Below are 21,298 nucleotides of genomic sequence, written 5' to 3'. Positions count from 1 at the left end.
ATGGTGCCCTTCCGGGGTGGACGAGTCACCCGATTTAGGACGCGTCTGTGAAAGACTCCGCCTCGTGGAGCAGTTGCGACTGGATGTCAAAGGTGACGGGCACGATCTGCGGATCCCGGAGAATCCCGGGTTCAAGGGCCAGATCAAGGTGCGTGACAACGCCGGGCCGTGCGCCCTGCACATCGCCGACGGGGTGAAGGGCACGTGGAACATCAACGTGTCCGGCGGGGCCACCGTCAAGATCGGGGCCGGTTCGACCTGTGAGACCGCGCTGGTCGTGGCCCAGGGCACCGACGTGATCATCGGTGAGGACTGCATGTTCTCGTTCTCCGTCGAGATCCGCACCACCGACACCCACGCGATCTACGACATCGACAGCGGCAACCGCATCAACCCCGACAAGCCCATCCTGATCGGCGACCACGTCTGGCTCGGCAAACAGGCCATCGTGCTGAAGGGCGCCTCGATCGGTTCGGGCAGCGTGGCCGGGGCCCGCGCGATCGTCTCGGGCAAGGTGCCGCCGCTGTCCGTGGTGGCCGGTGTGCCCGCCCGGGTGGTGCGCAGCAACGTGGTCTGGACCCGCCGTATCGGTCAGGGGCGGCTCGACCTCGACCCGAAGGCGATGCAGGTCGTCGAGGCAGTCCGCGCCACCGTGTGACGGTGGCCGGCGTGCGCTGATCAGGAATCGAGAAGTACGGGACGGCGGGGGCCGCTAGCGTCGTGGCGTGATCGAACCGGTGCGCTTCGTCATGGCACCATGCCAGGGACCGGCGCCCCGTCCCCGACCTCTGGAGACCCGATGAGCAAGGCCGCCCCGCAGCCGCCCGTTGACGAGCCCACCGGTGAACACGTCGCCGACAGCCACGAGATCATCCGGGTGCTCGGCGCCCGGCAGAACAATCTCAAGGACGTCAGTGTCGAGCTGCCCAAGCGCCGCCTGACGGTCTTCACCGGGGTCTCCGGCTCGGGCAAGAGCTCGCTGGTGTTCGGCACCATCGCAGCCGAGTCGCAGCGCCTGATCAACGAGACCTACTCCAGTTTCGTGCAGGGCTTCATGCCGTCGCTCGCGCGCCCCGACGTCGACGTGCTCGAGGGCCTGACCACGGCGATCATCGTCGACCAGCAGCGCATGGGCGCCGACCCGCGTTCCACCGTGGGTACCGCGACCGACGCCCACGCCATGCTCCGCATCCTGTTCAGCCGGCTGGGCAAGCCCTACATCGGCGGGCCCGGCGCGTTCTCGTTCAACGTGGCCTCGGCCTCGGGCAGCGGGGCGATCACCGTCGAGCGCGGGGCGGCCACCCGGGCCGTGAAGGCCGAGTACACCCGGGTGGGCGGCATGTGCCCGCGCTGCGAGGGCCGCGGCTCGGTCAACGACATCGACCTGTCCCAGCTGTACAACGAAGACCAGTCGCTGAACGAGAACCCTTTCACCATACCGGGTTACAGCATGGAGGGCTGGTACGGCCGGATCTTCATCGGCAGCGGCTACTTCGACCCGGACAAGCCGATCAAGAGGTACACCAAGCGCGAGCTGCACGACCTGCTCTACAAGGAGCCGACCAAGATCAAGGTCGACGGCATCAACATCACCTACGAGGGGCTGGTGCCGAAGATCCAGAAGTCGATGCTCTCGAAGGACGTCGACTCGCTGCAGCCGCACGTGCGCGCCTTCGTGGAGCGCGCCGTCACGTTCACGACCTGCCCGGAGTGTGACGGCACCCGGCTGGCCGAGGGTGCGCGCTCGGTGAAGATCAAGGGCATCAGCATCGCCGACGCCGCGCAGATGCAGATCAGCGACCTGGCTCAGTGGGTCTCCGGATTGAGAGAACCCAGCGTGGCCCCGCTGCTCGGCAAGCTCAGCCACACCCTGGACTCGTTCGTCGAGATCGGCCTCGGCTACCTCAGCCTCGACCGGCCCGCGGGCACCCTGTCGGGCGGTGAGTCGCAGCGCACCAAGATGATTCGTCACCTCGGCAGCGCGCTCACCGACGTCACCTACGTCTTCGACGAGCCCACGATCGGCCTGCACCCGCACGACATCCAGCGCATGAACCAGCTGCTGCTCGAGCTGCGCGACAAGGGCAACACCGTGCTCGTGGTCGAGCACAAGCCTGAGGCCATCGCGATCGCCGACCACGTGGTGGATCTCGGCCCGCGCGCCGGCACCGGCGGTGGGCAGGTCGTCTACGAGGGGACGGTCGGGGGCCTGCGCTCCAGCGGCACCCTCACGGGCAAGCACCTCGACGACCGGTCGCAGCTGAAGCCGTCGGTGCGAGAGGCCGCGGAGGTGCTGCAGATCCGGGGCGCCGAGGCCAACAACCTCAAGTCGGTGGACGTCGACATCCCCCTGGGTGTCCTGGTGGTGGTCACCGGGGTGGCCGGCTCGGGCAAGAGCTCGCTGATCCACGGTTCGGTGGCCCCTCTGGACGACGTGGTCGCCATCGACCAGAGCTCGATCCGCGGGTCGCGGCGCAGCAACCCGGCCACCTACACCGGGCTGCTGGAGCCCATCCGCAAGGCCTTCGCCAAGGCCAACGGCGTCAAACCCGCTCTGTTCAGCCCCAACTCGGAGGGCGCCTGCCCGGTCTGCAACGGCAACGGGGTGATCTACACCGACCTGGCGATGATGGCCGGCGTCGCCACCCCGTGCGAGGAGTGCGAGGGCCGCCGGTTCCAGGCCTCGGTGCTGGAGTACAAGTTCGGCGGCAAGGACATCAGCGAGGTGCTGTCGATGCCGGTGGCCGAGGCCGAGGCGTTCTTCGAGTCGGGCGAGGCGAAACTGCCCGCCGCACACAAGATCCTCGACCGGATGGAAGACGTCGGCCTGGGCTACCTCACCCTCGGCCAGCCGCTCACCACCCTGTCGGGCGGTGAGCGGCAGCGTCTGAAACTGGCCACGCACATGGGGGAGAAGGGGGGCGTCTACATCCTCGACGAGCCCACCACCGGCCTGCACCTGGCCGACGTCGAGCAGCTCCTGGGCCTGCTCGACCGCCTCGTCGACTCGGGCAAGTCGGTGATCGTCATCGAACACCACCAGGCCGTGATGGCGCACGCCGACTGGGTCATCGATCTGGGGCCGGGCGCCGGTCACGACGGCGGGCACATCGTCTTCGAGGGCACCCCGGCCGATCTGGTCGCCGACGGTTCGACCCTGACCGGTCAGCACCTGGCCGCCTACGTCGGCGCCTGATCCGCAAGGCCCGGCGCGTGGTGCGAAGGCTCAGTGCCGACTCGCAGATCCCGGGGCGCGGATCCGGTGCGTGGTGCGAGTGCCCGGTGCGGGTGCTCGGTGAGGCACCGGATCAGGGATCTTCGTGCCCGGCCCGGTTCAGCACGGCGACCGCCTGGTCGTAGATGTTGCCGTGGTCGGCCCGGGCTCGTCGCACCAGTTCCTGGTACCCCTCTTCCGGCGTGAGGCCCCGTTCCAGCAGAAAGCCGATGGCCTGATTGATGGTGCGCAGCCGATCGGTGGCCGGAATCGCGTCCCCGGCGCCGTCGGGCTCGGGCAGGTGGGCCGCCGCATCGAGGTCCTGGTCGATCACGAGCCGGTCGAGTTTCGCGGTGGGCCCGGCGAAACCGTCGAGGAACAGCGAGGCCAGGTGGCTGTACTCACCGGGTGCGTCGGCGAGAAAGATGACGCTGTGCACGTGCTGGTCAGGGCCGGCGGTGGTGATCTGGGCCCGCAGTGACGAGCGCGCGGTGGTGGCCCCGGACCGCAGGCGGTCGTCAAGGGCGTAGAAGGGTGGCTCCTGGTTGAGAGTGATGATGACGGCCACGCAGGACGAGCTGGACGACGCCGCCGAACGCACGAGATCACGGAACAACACGAGAAGGTCAGCACCGCTGAGCTCCGCGAGTTCGTTCAGCCGGGCCACCGTGTCGTCGGCCAGATCCATAGATTGCTCTTCCCGCGGCACCGGGGGTGCCCGTTACCGGCCCTGCGCCTGGGGCGCGCAGAGCGCGGTCTGATTTCGGTGACGGGCAGGAGAGGTGCCCGTGATCGTGCTGTGCCGGACGGGCTATTCCGTGGCCTCGCGCCGGGCCCGCGCTCGGGCGAGGGCCTGAAGCACGATCTGGGTGGCTGCTTCACCGATGTCGACGTGGTCGCGCTCACTGCCCTCACGAAGCGTGGCCAGCGCCTCTTCGGCGGTCTTGCCGGTGCGGCTCATGATGATGCCGATGGCCTGGTCGAGGGTGGCCCGGCCGGCCAGGGCCTGCTCGAGCTGGACCGCCAGCCGGCGGCTCTCCTCGAGCAGGAGGGCCTGGGAGGCGGTGACGGCGGCGGGCTTGGCGAACTCCTCACCGATGAAGGCGGACTGCTCGTCGAAGGCGTCGTGCGCCCGCCCGTAGACGTTCAGGGCCCCGACCGGCTGGCCGGCCACGAGCAGCGGCAGGGAGAGGGCGCTATGAACGCCCAGCCCGCCCGCGCGGGGCCCGAACCGCGGCCAGCGGGACTCGCGGGCCAGGGAGCCGGACCGCTGGGTCGCTCGGGTCTCCACGGCCAGCAGGCACGGCCCCTCACCGATGCCGTACTGCTCGGCGTCGACCGCCCGCACCAGGTCGTCGCTGGCCACCATCGTGTCGGGCCCCTGCCGCTCCAGCACCGTGACGCCGGCGCCGTCGGCGCCCGGGATCGCCGAGACCGCGAACGCGGCCACCTGGAGCAGGGTTTCGGTCAGGGGCTGGGTGGCGGTCAGGATCTCGGCCAGGCCGGTCAGGCTGTCCCGCAGGTCCCGTTCGGGATCCGCTGTCATGTTCGTCCGCCCCTTAACGTTCGCGTCGACGCCGGCTCGTGCAGCCGACGGCCGACGTGGACCTCTGGCACGAGCCGGGGCCCATCAGTCGCCCCGCTCGGCCGGACCCGGGATTCTCAGCCGGGCCCGGGCTCGGGCCCGGGCCTGCGCGACCACCAGGGCGGCGACCTCGTTCAGCTTAACGTGCTCCCGCTGACTCTGACGGCGAAGAACCTCGAAGGCCTCCTCGGGCGGCTTGCCGGTGCGGCTGACGATGATGCCGATGGCCTGGTCGATGGTGGCCCGGGTGGTGAGCGCCCGCTCGAGGTGAGCGGTCTCCCGTCGGCTCTCCTCCAGCAGGAGGGCGTGCGCCGAGGTGACGGCGGCCGACCGGGAGAACTCCTCGCCGGCCCGGGCCGAGCGCTCGTCGAACGCTTCACGGTCGTGGGCATAGATGTTGAGGGCGCCCACGACCCGCCCGGACAGCAGCATGGGCACCGACAGGGCGCTGTGCACGCCCATCTGCCCGGCCTGCGGCCCGAAGCGGGGCCAGCGGGTCTCGGCGCCGAGAGACCCCGACCGCTGGGTGATGCGCGTCGCGACGGCGAGAAGACACGGGCCCTCGCCGATGCCGTACTGCACGGCGTCGACCTCGTCGACGAACGGGGCACTGGAGACCAGGGTGTCGGGGCCGTACGCCTCGATCAGGGTGAGCCCGGCGCCGTCGGCCCCGGGCACGGCCGCGACCGCGAGGCTGGCCACCCGCACCAGGGTCACGGACAGGGGCTGACGTCCGGTCAGGGCCTCGGACAGGTCGGAAAGGCTTGCGCGGAGATCACGATCGGAATCTTCCGGCATCGTGAGTGTGCCCCCTACTCAGTGGCGGACTGCTGGAGGAACCGCAGACGCCGGACGGCATCGTCGGCGAGAACGGCGGTGATCGAAACGGCTGCGTATCCCTCACCGCCCGAAAGAGCAAGCGGTGGCCCTGCCGCCCGGTGCAGTCTGGTGAGCAACTGGCTCAGTGGCTGCCAGTCGGAGACGCCCAGGCAGGTCATACCCAGACAAGTGTCGCCAATGTGCTCGAGCCTATCCTCCTGACGCACAGCAGTGCCTAGGCGTATCGCGTATCGGGGCAGTACGAGTTCTACGAGAGACTGTTGCAACGGCGACTCGTCGGGTGTTCTGACGACCTTGATCACGAGGAGTGCTCCTCGGGCGGGAGCGGGCCGCTCCTGCCCCGACACGTCGTCCCGACGGCGTGCTCGGGCGCCGGGCAGCGCGAGTTCGCTGCGGGGCGGGAGAGGGATGCGGGCATCGTTCGTGGTGAACATGTCTGCTCCGGAACTGGTAGCGCAAGAGTCTCCGGCATCGGCGAATGCGCCCGAGGCACGAGGTGAACGGTGTTCTCGGTCCGGAGTGGCTGTTGGCCCAGCAAGGTCCACCATAGGCGATACGGTCACGGTTCGTCGCCCTGAGTGATGAATGAGGCCTGGGTGAGATTCTGGGCCGGTCGGGGCTAGTGGGGGGTCTGCCGGGCCTCGGTGGATCTTGGAAGCACCGTGGTGACCGCTCTCCCGGCGAGGGGCCGGTGTCGACGGGCGGCCTGGTGCCGGTTCGCCCGGGTCTCCTCACATCGCTTCGGTATCTCGGCCCGATGCTCTCCGGCGGACGTCGGTCAGCTTCGAGGAATTCGAGCGGCCCCCGTCCCTGTCCTCGAAAGTTCCTGGCCGGGGCCATGGTTCGTCCGCACCGGACTTTGCCGGCCCGGGCGCGGTGGGCTGTGAGTCGTGTGAGTTCGGTTTTCCGGGAGACGTTTTCGCTCAGCCGCCTCGGGCTCATCGTGGTCGCGTGGCCGGGTGCGGTGAAGCCGGGGTGGGAGTGGATCGGCGCGGTCGGTAAATGGCCCGCGTGAGAACTGATTTCAGGGTGGATCCGAGCAGGGAGTAGCGGATGTCGTGCTGGTGTCGTCCGGATGCGGACCCGCTCGGGGGGCCCGCTCCCGTACCGCGCACCGGTGATGTGGGGACACGGGGCTGATGCGAGTGTGCCGGGGGTCCGGGGCGCGGGCGTGCCGAGCGCCTCCTTGACGAGACGGTCGCCGCAGCGAGAACCAGGGGCGCCGGTGACCGGTGTGGCCTCGTGCTGTTCGACCGCGTCGGCGATGCAGTCGCCGTGCAGTTCCGTTGTCTTGGAGCGTGCCAACAAGCTGCACTTAAACATCGGGTGTCTTGTTCTGCGAAGCGCGATGGCGTCTTGTCCGGGTTCGCCGGTTGCGGGTCGTCTGGTTTGCGAAGTCTGTGAGCCGCAAAGCCTGGAACTGCGACGACACCCGCGACCCGGCTGTACTGAGCCGTTGACAAGACATCGGATGTTTGTGAATCTCAACGCCAGAGATCGGATGACTGGAGTAGTGATGAAGCTGCTGCGTGTAGGAGATCCCGGCGCGGAACGCGTCGGTGCCCTGCAGGACGACGGGCGTGTGCTCGACCTGACGGGTGTTCTGGAGGCCGACCGGGCCTGGAGCTTCGCGGATCTCGACCGGGCGCGCGCCGCCGTCGCCACCGGCGACCTCCCCGAGCTCGAGACCCGTGACGAGCGCACCGGCTCGCCGGTGCCGCGTCCGGCCGCCGTGATCTGTATCGGCCTGAACTACCGCGACCACGCGGAGGAGACCGGCGCCGCTATCCCGGCCGAGCCCATCATCTTCATGAAGATGCCCTCCACCGTGGTCGGCCCGAACGACACCGTGCTGGTTCCCCGGAACAGCCAGAAGACCGACTACGAGGTCGAACTGGGTGTCGTGCTGGGCCGCCAGGTGCGCTACCTGGACAGTGCGGAGGAGGGCCTGGCCGCGGTCGCCGGTTACGTCGTCTCGCACGACGTCTCCGAGCGCGAGTTCCAGATCGAGCGCGGAGGGACCTGGGACAAGGGCAAGAACTGCGAGACCTTCAACCCGCTCGGCCCCTGGTTCGTCACGGCCGACGAGGTCGGTGACCCGGGTTCGCTGGGGCTGCGCCTGTGGGTGAACGGGGAGCTGCGGCAGAACGGCAGCACCAGCAACCTGATCTTCGGCATCGGCGAGGTCGTGCGGTACCTCAGCCAGTTCCTGGTGCTCGAGGCCGGCGACGTGATCAACACCGGCACTCCCGCGGGTGTCGCGCTCGGCATGCCCGACCCGAAGCCGTACCTGCGGCCCGGTGACGTCGTGGAGGTCGAGATCGACGGCCTCGGACGGATGCGCCACGAGATGGGAGCGGCCTGATGCCGAGCTTCACCCGGTTCGAGACCCACGACGTGCGGTTCCCGACCTCGCGTGACCTGGACGGCTCGGACGCGATGAATCCCGACCCGGACTACTCGGCCGCCTACCTCATCATCGGCACGGACGCCGCCGACGGCCTGGAGGGTCACGGCTTCGCGTTCACCATCGGCCGCGGCAACGACGTGCAGGTGGCCGCCATCCAGGCGCTGGCCGAGCACGTGCTCGGTCTCGACGTCGACACGGTGCTGGCCGACATGGGCGCCACCTGGAGGCTGTTCGTCGACGACTCGCAGCTGCGCTGGCTGGGCCCGGAGAAGGGCGTCATGAACATGGCCATCTCGGCCGTGGTCAACGCCCTCTGGGACCTCAAGGCCAAGCGGGCCGGCCTGCCGCTGTGGGACCTGCTCGCCGGGATGAGTCCCGAGGAACTGGTCGCACTGGTCGACTTCCGCTACCTCACCGATGCGCTGACCCGCGAAGAGGCCCTGGCGATCCTGCGCCAGGCCGAGCCGGGCCGCGCGGCCCGCCGCGAGGAGCTGCTGCAGAAGGGGTTCCCGGCCTACACCACCACCCCCGGCTGGCTCGGCTACTCCGACGAGAAGCTGGTGCGTCTGGCCCGGGAGGCCGTGGAGCAGGGCTACACCCAGATCAAGCTCAAGGTCGGCGGCAACGTCGACGACGACGTGCGCCGCATGCGTCTGGCCCGCGAGACGGTGGGCCCGGACATCCGCATCGCCACCGACGCGAACCAGCGCTGGGACGTCTCCGACGCGATCGCCTGGGTCAAGGCCCTCACCCCGTTCGACCCGTGGTGGATCGAGGAGCCGACCAGCCCGGACGACGTGCTCGGGCACGCCGCGATCCGCAAGGCCGTGGCCCCGGTCAAGGTGGCCACCGGTGAGCACGTGCAGAACCGCATCGTGTTCAAGCAGCTGCTGCAGGCCGGTGCGCTCGACGTGCTGCAGATCGACGCGGCCCGGGTGGCGGGTGTCAACGAGAACATCGCGATCCTGTTGCTGGCGGCCAAGTTCGGCGTCCCGGTGTGCCCGCACGCGGGCGGGGTCGGGCTCTGCGAGCTGGTGCAGCACCTGAGCATGTTCGACTTCGTCGCGGTCTCCGGCACCACGCAGGACCGGGTGATCGAGTGGGTCGAGCACCTGCACGAGCACTTCCTGGCCCCGGCCCGGGTGGAGAGCGGCGCCTACGTCACCCCGACGCAGCCCGGCTTCTCGGCGCAGATGGTGCCGGCCACCCTGACCCACTTCGCTTTCCCGAACGGCGCCGAGTGGGCGCCCGCCCAGCTGGAGGTGTCGGCGTGAAGGATCTGAAGGTTCTCGTCACCGGTGGGGCGTCCGGAATCGGGGCCGCCACGGCGCGCCGTTTCCTCGAAGAGGGTGCCCAGGTGGCCATTCTCGACCGCGACGTCACGAACGCACCCGAAAACGTCAGGGCGTTCGTGGCCGACCTGTCCGACGACACCACCGTGCAGAAGGCCGTGAGTGACGCGGCGCAGGCCCTCGGCGGCCTCGACGTCCTGGTCAACAACGCCGGCATCGGCGCCCAGGGCACGATCGAGACCAACGACGACGCCGAGTGGCACCGCGTGCTCGACATCAACGTGCTCGGCATCGTCCGCGCCTCCCGCGCCGCGCTGCCCCACCTGCGCGACAGCGACCAGGCGTCCATCGTCAACACCTGCTCCATCGCCGCCTGGACCGGCCTGGTCAACCGCGCGGTCTACAGCGCCAGCAAGGGCGCCGTGCAGGCGCTCACCCTGGCCATGGCCGCCGACCACCTGCCCGAGGGGATCCGCGTCAACTGCGTGAACCCGGGCACCGCCGACACCCCCTGGGTGCAGCGACTTCTCGACTCGGCCGACGACCCGGCCGACGAGCGGGCGAGACTGACGGCCCGGCAGCCCACCGGCCGCCTGGTCAGCGCGGACGAGGTGGCCCACGCCATCGTCCACCTCGCCGACCCGCGCTCCGGCTCGACCACCGGCACCGTGCTCGCCGTCGACGGCGGCATGCACACCCTCCGACGTCCCCCGGCCTGACTCGAACTGCCCGAACGAGTAAGCATTCTCAACGAGGAGAACCCCCATGAAGCACTCCATCCCCCGGTCCCTGGCGGTCCTCGCCGCCGCCGGCCTGAGCATCTCCGCCCTGGCGGCCTGCGGTAGTAACGACGGCAGCGGCAACGCCGGCGGCAGCACCGACGCCGACGGCAACGTCACCGTCGACTGGTCGATGTGGTCGGGCGGCACGGCCGAGAAGGACGCCTGGCAGGCGGCCGCCGACGCGGTGCACACGGCCAACCCCAAGATCACCGTCAAGCTCGAGACCACCTCGTTCGACGACTACTTCACCAAGATGGGCACCCGCATCGCCAGCGGCTCGGCCCCCTGCATCGTCAGCGTGCAGAGCCTGCGCCTGGGCGCGCTGAAGGACGGCATGCTGCCGCTCGACGACCTGATCAAGAGCAAGAGCCTCGACACCGACGACTTCGTGCCGGCCTCGCTCGAGGGCCTGGCGTCCGACGGCACGCAGTACGGCATCCCCTACGACAACGGCCCCATGCTCATGCTCTACAACGTCGACCGTTTCAAGGAGGTCGGCGTCGACGCCCCGAAGAGCGGCTGGACCTGGAACGACTTCTCCGCGGCCACGAAGAAGCTCACCACCGGGGGCAAGTACGGCTTCGCCGCCTACCCGGCCGACCTGCAGATGTTCCCGATGCTGCTCAGCCTGTCCGGCCAGCAGCCGGTGAGCGAGGACGGCAAGCTCGCCCTCGACAACGCCGACCTGCAGGCCGCCGGGCAGCAGTACGCCGACCTGGTGGGCAAGGACAAGGTCTCGCCCGAGCTCTCCGGCAACGACAGCACCTACGCCTACAACCAGTTCATCGCGGGCAACGCCGCGATGGTCGTCGACGGCCCCTGGGACCTGCTGAGCATCCAGTCGCAGAGCGACTTCCAGCTCGGCGCGGTCGAGATCCCGGCCGGCCCGAGCGGCAGCAAGACGCTGAGCGCGGGCTCCGGCTTCGGCATCTCGAAGAGCTGCAAGAACCCCGAGGCGGCGTTCGAGGCGATCCAGACGATCACCAGCACCGAGCAGCTGTCCAAGCTGGCCTCCGACGGCCGGGCCTTCCCGTCCCGGGTGAGCGCCCAGGCGCCCTGGTACGACAACGCGTTCGACGGGGCCAAGGAGGCCCTGGAGGCGGCCGGCGCGACCGCCGAGCCGATGCGCACCACCAGCAACTGGACCAAGGTCGGTTCGGACCTGATCCAGTACGGCGTGCCCGCCATGAACGGCACCAGCACCGTCAAGGACACGTTCAGCCAGATCCAGTCGCAGGATGCGAACTGACCGAAGGGTCTGACGGCAGGGAGTACCGATGACCATGGAGAGCACGATCTCGCCGGCCCCGGAACGGCCGGTGCCGAGCGGGCCACCCAGGAGCAAGAAGTCGTGGCGGGACTCCGACACGGCCGCGGCGACGGTGTTCGCCGCACCCAGCACCATCGGCCTGACCGTCTTCACGGTCATCCCGATCGTGATGTCGCTGGTGATGAGCTTCTACAACTGGCCGGCGTTCGGTGACAAGTCGGTCGCGGGCACCGCGAACTTCTCGGATCTGCTGAGCAGCCCGGAATTTCGGCGGGTCGTGCTCAACACGGTCGTCTTCACGGTGCTCTACCTGCCGCTGAACCTGCTCGTCTCGCTCGGCCTGTCCCTGTGGATCTCCACGATGCGCAGGGGCAGGCAGACCCTCCGGGTGCTGTTCTTCGTTCCGGTGGTCACCCCGATCGTGGCCAACGTGCTGGTCTGGAAGATGATCTACCAGCCCAACGGCCTGATCGACGGGATCGGCCAGCAGTTCGGCGTGGACATGCCGAACTTCCTGGGCGACCCCAACTGGGCGATGCTCGCCCTGGTGCTGATGAGCGTCTGGCAGGGCTTCGGCTACAACCTGCTGGTCTTCTCGGCGGCCATCGACTCCATCCCGCAGTCGCTCAACGAGGCGGCCAGTCTCGACGGGGTCGGCCCCTGGCAGCGGTTCCGGCACATCACCCTGCCGATGATCTCGCCGTCGATGTTCTTCGCCACCACGATGACCCTGATCACCACGTTCCAGGTGTTCGCCCAGCCCTACCTCCTCACCGGGGGTGGGCCGGGCGCCACCACCGAGACCCTGGTCCTGTTCATCTACCGCGAGGGCTTCTCCAACTTCGCCCTCGGCACGGCCGCGGCCGGTGCCTGGGTGCTCTTCGCGATCATCCTGGTCATCACCGCGCTGCAGTTCCTCTTCCAGAAGAAGTGGGTGACCTACGATGTCTGAGCTCGCACCGCCGAGCCCCGCGGGCCGCTCACGCAACACCAGCGCCGCGAAGATCCGGCACGGCCTCTCCGCCACCCTGCTGTGGCTCGTGGCCCTGCTCTTCCTGACCCCGCTGATCTACACGGTCGCCACCTCGCTCAAGCCGGCCAGCGACGTGTTCAGCGTCCCGCCGAGCCTGGTGGGCAAGGAGATCCGCTGGCAGAACTACGCCGACGCCCTCGACTACCTGCCGTTCCAGAAGTTCATCCTGAACGGCCTGATCGTCGCGGTCTCGGGCACGCTCATCACGCTCGCGGCGGCCAGCATGTCGGCCTACGCCTTCGCCCGGCTCAAGTTCCGCGGCCGCAACGTGCTCTTCGCGGCCTTCCTGGCGACGCTGATGATCCCGCAGGAAGTTCTGGTCGTGCCGATGTTCTCGCTGATGCAGGAGTTCGGCTGGGTCGACAGCTACCGCGCCCTGATCCTGCCCTGGGCGTTCACCGCCTTCGGCGTCTTCCTGATGCGGCAGTTCTTCCTGACCATCCCGCAGGAGCTGGCCGACGCGGCCTACATCGACGGCGCCGGCAAGTTCCGCACCTTCTTCTCGATCATGCTCCCGCTGGCCCGCCCGTCGCTCGCGGTGCTGGCGGTGTTCACCTTCATCAACTACTGGAACAGCTTCCTCTGGCCGCTGATCATCACGAACAGCGTGGAGGACAAGGGCACCGTGCCGCTGGGCCTGAGCCTCTTCTTCAGCCAGCAGGGTTCGCAGTGGAACCTGGTGATGGCCGCGTCGGTGATCTCGATGATCCCCACCGTGCTGTTGCTCCTGCTGCTGCGCAAGCACCTGGTCAGCGGTATCGCCACCACGGGCATGGGCGGTCGGTGATGCGGAAACAGAAGGTGGGACGTTCGGGACTGTCGGTCTCGTCCCTCGGCTACGGGGCTGCTCCCCTGGGGAACCTGTACTCCGCGGTGTCGGACGACCAGTCGCGGGCCGCGGTGGACGCGGCCTGGAAAGCGGGAGTCCGTTACTTCGACACCGCACCGCACTACGGCCTGGGGCTCTCGGAACGGCGCACGGGAGAGGCACTTCGCGACCGGCCTCGCTCGGAGTTCGTGCTGCAGACCAAGGTCGGGCGGTTGCTGGCCCCCAGCGACCGGGGCGCCGAGCGAGACCTGGACTTCGGGTTCGACGTGCCGAAGAACCACGAACGGGTCTGGGACTTCTCGGCCTCCGGGGTGCGCCGCTCGATCGAGGAGAGCCTGCAACGCCTCGGCCTCGACCGGATCGACGTGGCCCTGGTGCACGACCCGGACGACCACGAGCACGAGGCCCGCTCCGGCGCGCTGCCGGAACTGCTGAAACTGCGTGACGAGGGTGTGGTCCGGGCGGTCGGGGCGGGCATGAACGCCTCGGCCATGCTGGCTCGGTTCGTCGACGAGTTCGACCTCGACGTGGTGCTGCTGGCTGGCTGCTACAACCTGATCGAGCAGGACTCGCTCGACGACCTGATGCCCGCCGCGCTGCGCCGGGGGACCTCGATCGTGCTCGGCGGGGTCTACGGTTCCGGCCTGCTGGCCACCGACGAGCCCTCGCCGGATGCCACCTACCGCTACGAGCCGGTGACCGCCCCGGTGCTGGCCCGCGCGCAGCGGCTGGCGGCGATCGCCCGGGAGCACGGCGTCTCGCTCCCGGCGCTGGCCGTCCAGTTCGCCCTGGCGCACCCGGCCGTCGCCTCGGCCGTGCTGGGCATGCGTCACGCCGACGAGGTGCGGGCCAACGCCGCGCTCATGGACGCCGTGATCCCGGGCGAGGTCTGGGACACCCTGCGGGCCGAAGGCCTGGTGCGCGAGGACGCGCCGCTCCCGGGGGTGGTCACCTCATGAGAATGGTGGACGCGCACCACCACCTCTGGGACCCGAGCGAGCGGGAGTACCCGTGGATGGCGGGGGAGCAGGCGCAGGCCTGGCGCCGCCCGTTCACCACGTCCGACCTCCGGGAGGTGACCGACGAGGCCGGGGTGTCGCACACCGTTCTGGTGCAGACCGTCTCGTCGGTGACCGAGACCCAGGACTTCCTGGCCACCGCCGCCGCCTCGGACGGCCTGATCGCCGCCGTGGTCGGCTGGGTCGACCTGACCGCGCCGGACGTCACCGACGTGATCGGCCTGCTCCGCGCGGGCCCGGGCGGAGACCTCCTGGCCGGCGTCCGGCACCAGGTGGAGGACGAGCCCGACCCGGATTGGCTGCGGCGCGACGACGTCCGGGCCGGGGCGCGAGCCGTGGCGGAGGCCGGGCTCACGCACGACCTGCTCGTCCGCTTCGACCAGCTGCCCGCCGCGGCGGCCCTGACCGCCGAACTGCCCGACGCGTCCTTCGTTCTCGACCACGCCGCCAAACCCCCGCTCGGAGACCAGAAGGCGTTCGCCGCCTGGGCCGCCAACGTGGCGCGGCTGGCGGCCTCCCCGAACGTGCTCTGCAAGCTGTCGGGCCTGTTCACCCTGGGCGGCAGCGACGACCAGCTCCGCCGGGCGCTCGATCACCTGCTGGCCGTGTTCACCCCGGAGCGGCTGGTCTTCGGCACCGACTGGCCGGTGAGCGTCATCGCCTCCACCTACGCCGAGACCGTTTCCCGCACGGTCGATCTCGTCGGTGGGTTCTCCGAGACCGAGCGGGCCGGCTTCCTGTCCGGGAACGCCGAGCGCGCCTACCGCATGTCCGTCCTTTCCGACCAGCAGCACTGAAACTCAGCGAGGAGATTCATCCCGATGGCGATGTTCCACGACACCCCCGAGCGTCCGGAGCTGTACCAGAAGTTCGTGAGGGAGGTCCCCGCCTGGTACCGCGAGGCCAAGTTCGGCATCTTCGTGCACTGGGGCGCCTACTCGGTGCCCGCCTGGGCCGAGCCGATCGGTGAGCTGGGCACGATCGACCGCCCGACCTGGTTCAAGCACAACCCTTACGCCGAGTGGTATTTCAACACCATCCGGATCGAGGGCTCCCCGGCGGGAGAGCGCCAGAAGACGGTCTACGGCGGCGCCGCGTACGACGACTTCCTCGACCAGTGGACGGCCTCGGAGTGGGACCCGCAGGCCATGGTCGACCTGTTCCGCCGCGTCGGCGCCGAGTACGTGGTGCCGACCACCAAGCACCACGACGGCATCACGCTGTGGGACGCACCGGGCACGGGTGAGCGGAACACCGTGGCGCGCGGCCCGAAGCGCGACATCGTCGGTGAGTTCGCCGCGGCCGCGCGGGAAGCCGGCATCAAGTTCGGTGTCTACTACTCCGGTGGCCTGGACTGGCACTTCCACACCGACGACGGCCCGATCGCCGACGACGACACGATCGACTGGAACCGCCCGGTCGACGAGGCCTACAACGAGTACGCCTTCGCCCACGTCAAGGACCTGATCGAGAAGTACTCCCCGGAGGTGCTCTGGGGTGACATCGAGTGGCCGGACGCCGGAAAGCCCGACGGCCCGTTCTCTTTCGCGCGGATCCTGGAGCAGTACTACAGCGCGGTGCCGAACGGTGTGGTGAACGACCGCTGGGGCCTGACCCACTGGGACTTCCGCACCAGCGAGTACCAGCAGGGGCGCGACACCGAGAACGACGACACGATGTGGGAGAACTGCCGCGGCGTCGGTTTCTCGTTCGGCTACAACCAGGTCGAAGACGCGTCGCACTACTTCGACGGGCCGGGCGCGGTGCGTCACCTGCTCGACGTGGTCTCGCGGGGCGGCAACTTCCTGCTGAACGTCGGCCCGGACGAGGCCGGCCGGATTCCGGAGCTGCAGCTGCGGTGCCTCGAGGGCATCGCGGCCTGGATGGCGGTCAACCGCGAGTTCGTGCACGCCTCGGAGGTTCTCGACCCCGCTGTGGCCTCGGCCTCGGACGAGCCGTGGATCCGCTGGGTGGCCAAGGGTTCTCAGGCCGTCGCGTTCGTGCAGGCGAGCGGTGACGTGACCCTGACGGCCGACGCGTCGAAGCTGAACCTGGCCTCGGCCCGCACGGCCGACGGCACGCCGGTCACGGCGTCCGCCGTCGACGGGGGCATCTCGGTGGCTGTGCCGACCTCCGAGGTGGCGGGCCCGGTTGCGGTGGTCTTCGACCTCGCCTGAGTCTCCGAACGCGAAAGGGGACGTTGTGCGCACCGGGTGCGCGCAACGTCCCCCTTCCGGTGTTTCAGGGGGTGATCAGTGGATCCAGATCGCCCGCCGCGGCCGCCTCGGAAAGCGTTCGCCGCAGCCACTGTTCGACCCCGGCCACGTGCACGCTGGCCCAGGCCGAGGCCACGTCGGGCTGGCGCTGGGCGATAGCGAGCTGGATGGCCCGGTGCTCGTCGAGGGTGCGGGACACCGCCGAGTCCTGCGTGAGGCCCCGCCAGACCCGGGCGCGATGCGTTCGGCCCGAGACGCTTTCGATGAGTGACGCGAGCACGTCGTTGCCCGACGCCCGGGCGATGCGGCGGTGGAACTCCTGGTCGTTGGCCACCAGGGCCTCGACCGTGGGGGAGTCGCCGAGACTGTCGAGAAGCTCGGCCAGTTCACCGACCTCGTCGTCGGTCATCCGGTAGGTGGCCATGCTGGTCGCGGCCGGCTCGAGCAGCCGGCGCACCTCGAGGAACTCCAGCACCGACCCGTCGTGCTGCAGGTCGACGATGAACGAGATCGCCTCGGTGAGCATGCCCGGGGCCAGGCTGGTGACGTAGGTGCCGTCGCCCTGACGCACGTCGAGCACGTTGATCAGGGCCAGGGCGCGCACCGCCTCGCGCAGCGAGTTACGCGAAAGTCCCAGCTGGGTGGCGAGATCGGCCTCCCGGGGGAGCCGGTCGCCGGGGGCGAGACGACCGGAGATGATCATTTGCTTGATCTTGTCGATGGCGTCGTCGGTGAGGGCCATCGGCTACTCCGGCTTCTGGAGTTGCTGCGTCAGGCTCCAGACGAAGGGCAGGCCGTCGTCGTCGCCGGAGTAGTCGTCGGGCGTGGACTGCAGCGGGGTGACCTGCGCCTGCCAGGCGATGTTGGCCGGGTGGTCGCGCAGCACGTCACGCATGCGGTTGTAGTCGTCGACGTCGACCACGTGGAAGACGTCGCGGCCGTCGCGCCAGATGCGCCAGTCCCGCACGCCCGCCTCGACCAGCGCCGCCGCCAGATCCTCGGGGACCGTGGCGTGCAGCCGGTCGTACGCCTCTTCGCTGCCTTCGTGGAGACGGGTGTGCAAAGCCTTCTGAACCACGCTGTTCACGCTCCTGGATCGACGCATTGGTGCTCCGCCAGAATACATCCGATGACTGTACCGAGAAGGCGCTATCAGGGCGGAATGCTGGAGTGGCTTTCGCTCATTCATCGGAGGTCTGGGTGGGAAGTGGGCACACAAAAAGGGACGACGTGCGCACGGGGTGCGCACGTCGTCCCCTGGTCGTCGCTACCGCAGGTCTTCGGGGACCGACGGTTGCGCCGTCCGCTCGAACGGCACGCTGAGCATCTCCCGCAGGGTCACGGCGTCGGTGTTGGCCCCGAAGAGCGGGGTGCCGGGCTGGAGACGCACGCCCTCGGCGAGCGAGTCCAGCACCACCGCGTCGAAACCCAGGTCGTCCACCAGTGAAGCGACGGTGCGCACGTCGTCCTCCGTCGAACCGGCCACCGCGATCGCCTTGCGCCCGGGATCGCCCGAAGGACGGGAGCCGCCCTCGAGGTCGTGATAACCCATGTGGTTGAACGCCTTCACGAGGCGGGAGCCGGCCAGGTACTCCTGCACGATCTCGCTGGAGGTCGTGCGCGGGTCGGTGAGGTCGTCACGCACCCCGTCGATCTCCCACCAGTAGTTCATCGCGTCGATGACCAGCTTGCCGCGCAGTGCGTCGACCGGGATCGACCGGTACTTGCCCAGGGGCAGCGCCAGCACCACGATGTCGGCCCGCTCGGCAGCCTCGGCGGTGGTGACCGCGACGGCACCGGGCGCCAGCACCCCGACGATGAGCGAGATCTTCGACGGGTCACCGGAACCGGAGATGAGGACGTCGTAACCGGCCTTCACGGCGAGGCGGGCCAGAACCGTGCCCACCTTGCCGGCGCCGAGGATGCCGAGAGTCGTCATGTTCTTCGTCAGCCTTCCACCATGTCGCGGACCATCGGGATGACTTTGGTGCCGTAGAGCTCGACCGTGCGGGCGCGGGCCGCGACGGGCAGCGGGCCGCCGGTGTAGGTCAGGTCGAACCGGCCCACTCCCACGTCTTTGACCGCCTTCGCGATGCGGCGGGCGACGGTCTCCGGCGACCCCACGTACAGCGAACCGGTCTCCACCTCGGACTCGAACTGCGCCCGGGAGACCGGCGGCCAGCCGCGGTCGGCGCCGATCTTGTCGCGGGTCTCCTTGAACGGCCCGAAGTACAGCTCGCGGGCCTCCTCGTCGGTGTCGGCGATGAAGCCGTGCGAGTGCATGCCGACCGGGTGGGCCGTGGTGCCGAGCTCGTCCGCCGCCCGCTTGTAGAGGTCCACGTAGGGGGCGAACCGCTCAGCCGGGCCACCGATGATCGCCAGCATCAGCTTGAGGTCGTACTGGGCCGTGCGCACGACCGACTGCGGGGAGCCTCCGACGCCGATCCAGGTGTCCAGGCGCCCGGACTCGGTCTTCGGGAACACGTCGGCGTTGCGCAGGGCCGGGCGCTTGGTGCCGCTCCAGGTCACCGGCTTCTCGTCGAGCAGCTTCACGAAGAGGTCGAGCTTCTCCTCGAAGAGCACGTCGTAGTCGGCCATGTCGTAGCCGAAGAGCGGGAAGGACTCGGTGAACGAGCCGCGGCCCAGGATCGCCTGCGCGCGGCCGTTGGACAGGGCGTCGACGGTCGCGAACCGCTGGAACACGCGCACCGGGTCGTCGGAGCTGAGCACCGTGACGGCCGTGGCGAGCTTGATCCGCTCGGTGCGGGTCGCGATGCCGGCCAGCAGGGTCTCCGGGCTGGAGATGGCGTACTCGGAGCGGTGGTGCTCGCCCAGCGCGATCACGTCGACGCCGGTCTGGTCGGCGATCACGGCCTCGTCCACCACCGCGCGGATGGCCGCGGCCTGGGACACCAGGGCGCCGGAGTCGTCGACCGGCACCTCGCCGAAGGTGTCGAGACCCATGACGAGCTCGCTCATGACACTGTCCTCCACTGGTTGCTTGCTCAACTACTTTGTTACTGACCGCCCTAACCACGCGGGGCGCTGGATTATGCCCTGAGCGATTCCGTCCGCATGTGCCCCGTCCGGGCCATCAAGGATCACCGGTGGTCAATCAAACTCGACGGTCACTTTGGTTAAGGGGCCGACCGGGTGACGCCGAAGGACTCATCAGTGCCACGGGGGGCAGGACTTCTTCAACGTGGAGCGATGTGTGTTCAAGCGAACGCCCAAGAACCTAGCCATTCAGGTGCAGCAGTCGGTCCGCGAGGCCCATGCTGACGTGGTGGCCGTCACCGACGTGGTGACTCAGCTCAACCAGGCCACCACCCCCGAGCAGGCGGTGAAGACTTCACTGGAGGTCGTGCGGCGTCACTTCGGCTGGGCCTACGGGTCCTACTGGGTGCGCGACACCTCCGCGGAGGTCCTGCGGTTCGCACTGGACAGCGGGGATGTCGGCCCGGAGTTCCGGGCCGTCACGCTCGAGGCATCGTTCGCCGAGGGTGTGGGCCTGTCCGGCCGGGCCTGGCGTCAGCGTGACCTGGTGTTCGTCGAGGACCTGGGCACCATGACCGACTGCGTCCGGGCCCCCGTCGCGATGAAACAGGGTGTGCGGAGCGGTATCTGCTTCCCCCTGATCGAGCAGGGTGAGGTCGTCGGCACGATGGACTTCTTCACCACCGAGGTCCTGACCCTGTCCGAGGACCGCCTGCAGGTGCTGCGGGCGATCGGCGTGCTGGTCTCGTCGGCGCTCGAGCGGCTGCACGAGGCCGTGCGTCAGGAGAAGGCCGCGCAGGACGTGGACGCGGTGTCCACCGTCATCCGTGAGCTCACCGCCGCCACCAGCGAGGAGCACGCGCTGCGGGTGGCGATGGAGACCATCCGCCGCGACTTCGACTGGCAGTACGGCTCTTTCTGGCGGCTGGACGAGGACGCGCAGGTGCTCAGGTTCGCCAAGGAGTCCGGCGACGTCAACTCCGAGTTCCGCGACGTCACCCTGTCGGCCTCGTTCGCGAAGGGCGTCGGCCTCTCCGGCCGGGCCTGGGCGCGCAACGACTTCGTGTTCGTCGAGGACCTCGGCGAGCTCACCGACTGCGTGCGGCGCCCGGCGGCGCAGCGTGCCGGTGTGAAGTCCGGCGTCTGCCTGCCGATCACGGTCAACGGCCGCTTCATCGGGACCATCGACTTCTTCGCCACCCGCACCCTGATCATGGCCAAGAGCCGTGAGATGGCCCTGCGCAACACCGCTTTCCTGATCGGGCAGGCGATGGAGCGCTTCGGTGCCAGCGCCCACCTGAAGGTCGCCGGCGAGCGGCTGATGGAGTCGATCGGTGAGGTGGAGCGCAACGTCACCTCGGCCTCCGACGTGGCCTCGCGCAGCGGTCACCTGACCGAGGAGGCCAATACCCAGGTGGCGGCCCTGGGGCAGGCCAGCGCGGAGATCAACAAGGTCGTCCAGGACATCCAGACCATCGCCGCGCAGACCAAGCTGCTCGCGCTGAACGCCACCATCGAGGCGGCGCGTGCGGGGCAGTCGGGCAAGGGCTTCGCGGTCGTGGCCGAGGAGGTCAAGGAACTCTCCAGCCAGACCGAGCGGGCCACCACCGACGTCAGCGACCGCGTCAATGCGATCCAGAGCCGTGTCGAGGCTGTCACCACCTCACTCGCCGACATCCACCACGCGGTCGACGAGATCAACCAGACCCAGCAGCTGATCCAGGGGGTGCTCACCGACCAGGTGAACGTCACCCGCGCGATCCTCGACTGAGACCCCTCCCCGTAACTCCCACCCCTGAAGGACGGAAAGA

At 69.1% G+C, this 21,298-nt stretch carries 19 protein-coding genes; 12 read left to right on the top strand and 7 right to left on the bottom strand.

Going from position 1 to position 21,298, the window contains the following annotated elements; translation table 11 throughout:
* Positions 1–64: 64 nt before the first annotated feature.
* Entirely contained in the window at positions 65–658 is a 594-nt protein-coding gene (locus tag J2S57_RS07265; RefSeq protein WP_307239747.1) for an acyltransferase, read from the top strand.
* Between the two features lie 141 nt (positions 659–799).
* Positions 800–3,196, top strand: a complete 2,397-nt coding sequence (locus tag J2S57_RS07260; RefSeq protein ID WP_307239745.1) for an ATP-binding cassette domain-containing protein — start codon at positions 800–802, stop codon at positions 3,194–3,196.
* Between the two features lie 112 nt (positions 3,197–3,308).
* Here the strand turns inward: J2S57_RS07260 and J2S57_RS07255 are convergent, their stop codons facing one another.
* From J2S57_RS07255 to J2S57_RS07245, 3 genes are all read right to left on the bottom strand, one after another.
* Entirely contained in the window at positions 3,309–3,902 is a 594-nt protein-coding gene (locus tag J2S57_RS07255) for a hypothetical protein (RefSeq protein ID WP_307239743.1), read from the bottom strand.
* A 123-nt stretch (positions 3,903–4,025) separates the two neighbouring features.
* The gene (locus J2S57_RS07250; protein ID WP_307239741.1) at positions 4,026–4,760 is read right to left on the bottom strand and encodes a GAF and ANTAR domain-containing protein; all 735 of its coding nucleotides are present in this window, start codon (positions 4,758–4,760) and stop codon (positions 4,026–4,028) included.
* An 84-nt stretch (positions 4,761–4,844) separates the two neighbouring features.
* The gene (locus tag J2S57_RS07245) at positions 4,845–5,597 is read right to left on the bottom strand and encodes a GAF and ANTAR domain-containing protein (RefSeq protein ID WP_307239740.1); all 753 of its coding nucleotides are present in this window, start codon (positions 5,595–5,597) and stop codon (positions 4,845–4,847) included.
* 1,558 nt (positions 5,598–7,155) lie between these two features.
* Here J2S57_RS07245 and J2S57_RS07240 point away from each other — a divergent pair.
* The 9 genes from J2S57_RS07240 to J2S57_RS07200 are packed head-to-tail and all read left to right on the top strand — an operon-like array spanning position 7,156 to position 16,451.
* Positions 7,156–8,004: a fumarylacetoacetate hydrolase family protein gene (locus J2S57_RS07240; RefSeq protein WP_307239738.1), complete on the top strand. Its 849-nt coding sequence runs from the start codon at positions 7,156–7,158 to the stop codon at positions 8,002–8,004.
* On the top strand, positions 8,004–9,323 hold the full coding sequence (locus tag J2S57_RS07235) for an L-fuconate dehydratase (protein ID WP_307239736.1): 1,320 nt from the start codon (positions 8,004–8,006) through the stop codon (positions 9,321–9,323). The genes J2S57_RS07240 and J2S57_RS07235 overlap by 1 nt, the downstream gene beginning before the upstream one ends.
* Positions 9,320–10,060 (top strand): SDR family NAD(P)-dependent oxidoreductase, encoded by a 741-nt coding sequence (locus J2S57_RS07230; protein WP_307239734.1) that lies wholly within the window; start codon positions 9,320–9,322, stop codon positions 10,058–10,060. Before J2S57_RS07235 ends, J2S57_RS07230 begins: the two co-directional genes overlap by 4 nt.
* 46 nt (positions 10,061–10,106) lie before the next feature.
* Positions 10,107–11,372 (top strand): ABC transporter substrate-binding protein, encoded by a 1,266-nt coding sequence (locus tag J2S57_RS07225; RefSeq protein WP_307239732.1) that lies wholly within the window; start codon positions 10,107–10,109, stop codon positions 11,370–11,372.
* A gap of 28 nt (positions 11,373–11,400) precedes the next feature.
* Positions 11,401–12,345 carry a carbohydrate ABC transporter permease gene (locus tag J2S57_RS07220; RefSeq protein WP_307239730.1) on the top strand — a complete coding sequence of 315 codons (945 nt, stop codon included), beginning with the start codon at positions 11,401–11,403 and terminating at the stop codon, positions 12,343–12,345.
* Positions 12,338–13,213 (top strand): carbohydrate ABC transporter permease, encoded by an 876-nt coding sequence (locus J2S57_RS07215; protein WP_307239728.1) that lies wholly within the window; start codon positions 12,338–12,340, stop codon positions 13,211–13,213. Before J2S57_RS07220 ends, J2S57_RS07215 begins: the two co-directional genes overlap by 8 nt.
* Before the next feature lie 14 nt (positions 13,214–13,227).
* Entirely contained in the window at positions 13,228–14,214 is a 987-nt protein-coding gene (locus J2S57_RS07210; RefSeq protein WP_307239726.1) for an aldo/keto reductase, read from the top strand.
* Positions 14,211–15,071: an amidohydrolase family protein gene (locus J2S57_RS07205; protein ID WP_307239724.1), complete on the top strand. Its 861-nt coding sequence runs from the start codon at positions 14,211–14,213 to the stop codon at positions 15,069–15,071. Before J2S57_RS07210 ends, J2S57_RS07205 begins: the two co-directional genes overlap by 4 nt.
* A 24-nt stretch (positions 15,072–15,095) precedes the next feature.
* Entirely contained in the window at positions 15,096–16,451 is a 1,356-nt protein-coding gene (locus tag J2S57_RS07200; RefSeq protein WP_307239721.1) for an alpha-L-fucosidase, read from the top strand.
* 64 nt (positions 16,452–16,515) lie between these two features.
* On the opposite strand, the gene J2S57_RS07195 is transcribed toward J2S57_RS07200, so the two are convergent.
* From J2S57_RS07195 to J2S57_RS07180, 4 genes are all read right to left on the bottom strand, one after another.
* Positions 16,516–17,232: a FadR/GntR family transcriptional regulator gene (locus J2S57_RS07195; RefSeq protein WP_307239719.1), complete on the bottom strand. Its 717-nt coding sequence runs from the start codon at positions 17,230–17,232 to the stop codon at positions 16,516–16,518.
* A 3-nt stretch (positions 17,233–17,235) separates the two neighbouring features.
* Positions 17,236–17,568 (bottom strand): L-rhamnose mutarotase, encoded by a 333-nt coding sequence (locus tag J2S57_RS07190; RefSeq protein WP_370882589.1) that lies wholly within the window; start codon positions 17,566–17,568, stop codon positions 17,236–17,238.
* A gap of 189 nt (positions 17,569–17,757) precedes the next feature.
* Positions 17,758–18,429 (bottom strand): NADPH-dependent F420 reductase, encoded by a 672-nt coding sequence (locus J2S57_RS07185; protein WP_307239715.1) that lies wholly within the window; start codon positions 18,427–18,429, stop codon positions 17,758–17,760.
* Positions 18,430–18,437: 8 nt separating this feature from the next.
* Positions 18,438–19,469, bottom strand: coding sequence for an LLM class flavin-dependent oxidoreductase (locus J2S57_RS07180; protein WP_307239713.1), 1,032 nt, complete (start codon positions 19,467–19,469; stop codon positions 18,438–18,440).
* A gap of 235 nt (positions 19,470–19,704) precedes the next feature.
* On the opposite strand from J2S57_RS07180, the gene J2S57_RS07175 reads away from it, so the two are divergent.
* On the top strand, positions 19,705–21,258 hold the full coding sequence (locus tag J2S57_RS07175; protein ID WP_307239711.1) for a GAF domain-containing protein: 1,554 nt from the start codon (positions 19,705–19,707) through the stop codon (positions 21,256–21,258).
* Positions 21,259–21,298: the final 40 nt, after the last annotated feature.

Source organism: Kineosporia succinea, from assembly GCF_030811555.1.
In the GTDB taxonomy this organism is placed as follows: Bacteria; Actinomycetota; Actinomycetes; order Actinomycetales; family Kineosporiaceae; genus Kineosporia; species Kineosporia succinea.
This window is presented reverse-complemented; position numbering and strand designations above follow the sequence as displayed.

What these genes read in the sequence shown, in the direction of transcription:
- J2S57_RS07260 (WP_307239745.1), top strand. Translation starts at nt 800, where the DNA reads ATGAGCAAGGCCGCCCCGCAGCCGCCCGTTGACGAGCCCACCGGTGAA.
- J2S57_RS07225 (WP_307239732.1), top strand. Translation starts at nt 10,107, where the DNA reads ATGAAGCACTCCATCCCCCGGTCCCTGGCGGTCCTCGCCGCCGCCGGC.
- J2S57_RS07200 (WP_307239721.1), top strand. Translation starts at nt 15,096, where the DNA reads ATGGCGATGTTCCACGACACCCCCGAGCGTCCGGAGCTGTACCAGAAG.
- J2S57_RS07215 (WP_307239728.1), top strand. Translation starts at nt 12,338, where the DNA reads ATGTCTGAGCTCGCACCGCCGAGCCCCGCGGGCCGCTCACGCAACACC.
- J2S57_RS07240 (WP_307239738.1), top strand. Translation starts at nt 7,156, where the DNA reads ATGAAGCTGCTGCGTGTAGGAGATCCCGGCGCGGAACGCGTCGGTGCC.
- J2S57_RS07205 (WP_307239724.1), top strand. Translation starts at nt 14,211, where the DNA reads ATGAGAATGGTGGACGCGCACCACCACCTCTGGGACCCGAGCGAGCGG.
- J2S57_RS07245 (WP_307239740.1), bottom strand. Translation starts at nt 5,597, where the DNA reads ATGCCGGAAGATTCCGATCGTGATCTCCGCGCAAGCCTTTCCGACCTG.
- J2S57_RS07195 (WP_307239719.1), bottom strand. Translation starts at nt 17,232, where the DNA reads ATGGCCCTCACCGACGACGCCATCGACAAGATCAAGCAAATGATCATC.
- J2S57_RS07180 (WP_307239713.1), bottom strand. Translation starts at nt 19,469, where the DNA reads ATGAGCGAGCTCGTCATGGGTCTCGACACCTTCGGCGAGGTGCCGGTC.
- J2S57_RS07235 (WP_307239736.1), top strand. Translation starts at nt 8,004, where the DNA reads ATGCCGAGCTTCACCCGGTTCGAGACCCACGACGTGCGGTTCCCGACC.
- J2S57_RS07255 (WP_307239743.1), bottom strand. Translation starts at nt 3,902, where the DNA reads ATGGATCTGGCCGACGACACGGTGGCCCGGCTGAACGAACTCGCGGAG.
- J2S57_RS07220 (WP_307239730.1), top strand. Translation starts at nt 11,401, where the DNA reads ATGACCATGGAGAGCACGATCTCGCCGGCCCCGGAACGGCCGGTGCCG.
- J2S57_RS07185 (WP_307239715.1), bottom strand. Translation starts at nt 18,429, where the DNA reads ATGACGACTCTCGGCATCCTCGGCGCCGGCAAGGTGGGCACGGTTCTG.
- J2S57_RS07250 (WP_307239741.1), bottom strand. Translation starts at nt 4,760, where the DNA reads ATGACAGCGGATCCCGAACGGGACCTGCGGGACAGCCTGACCGGCCTG.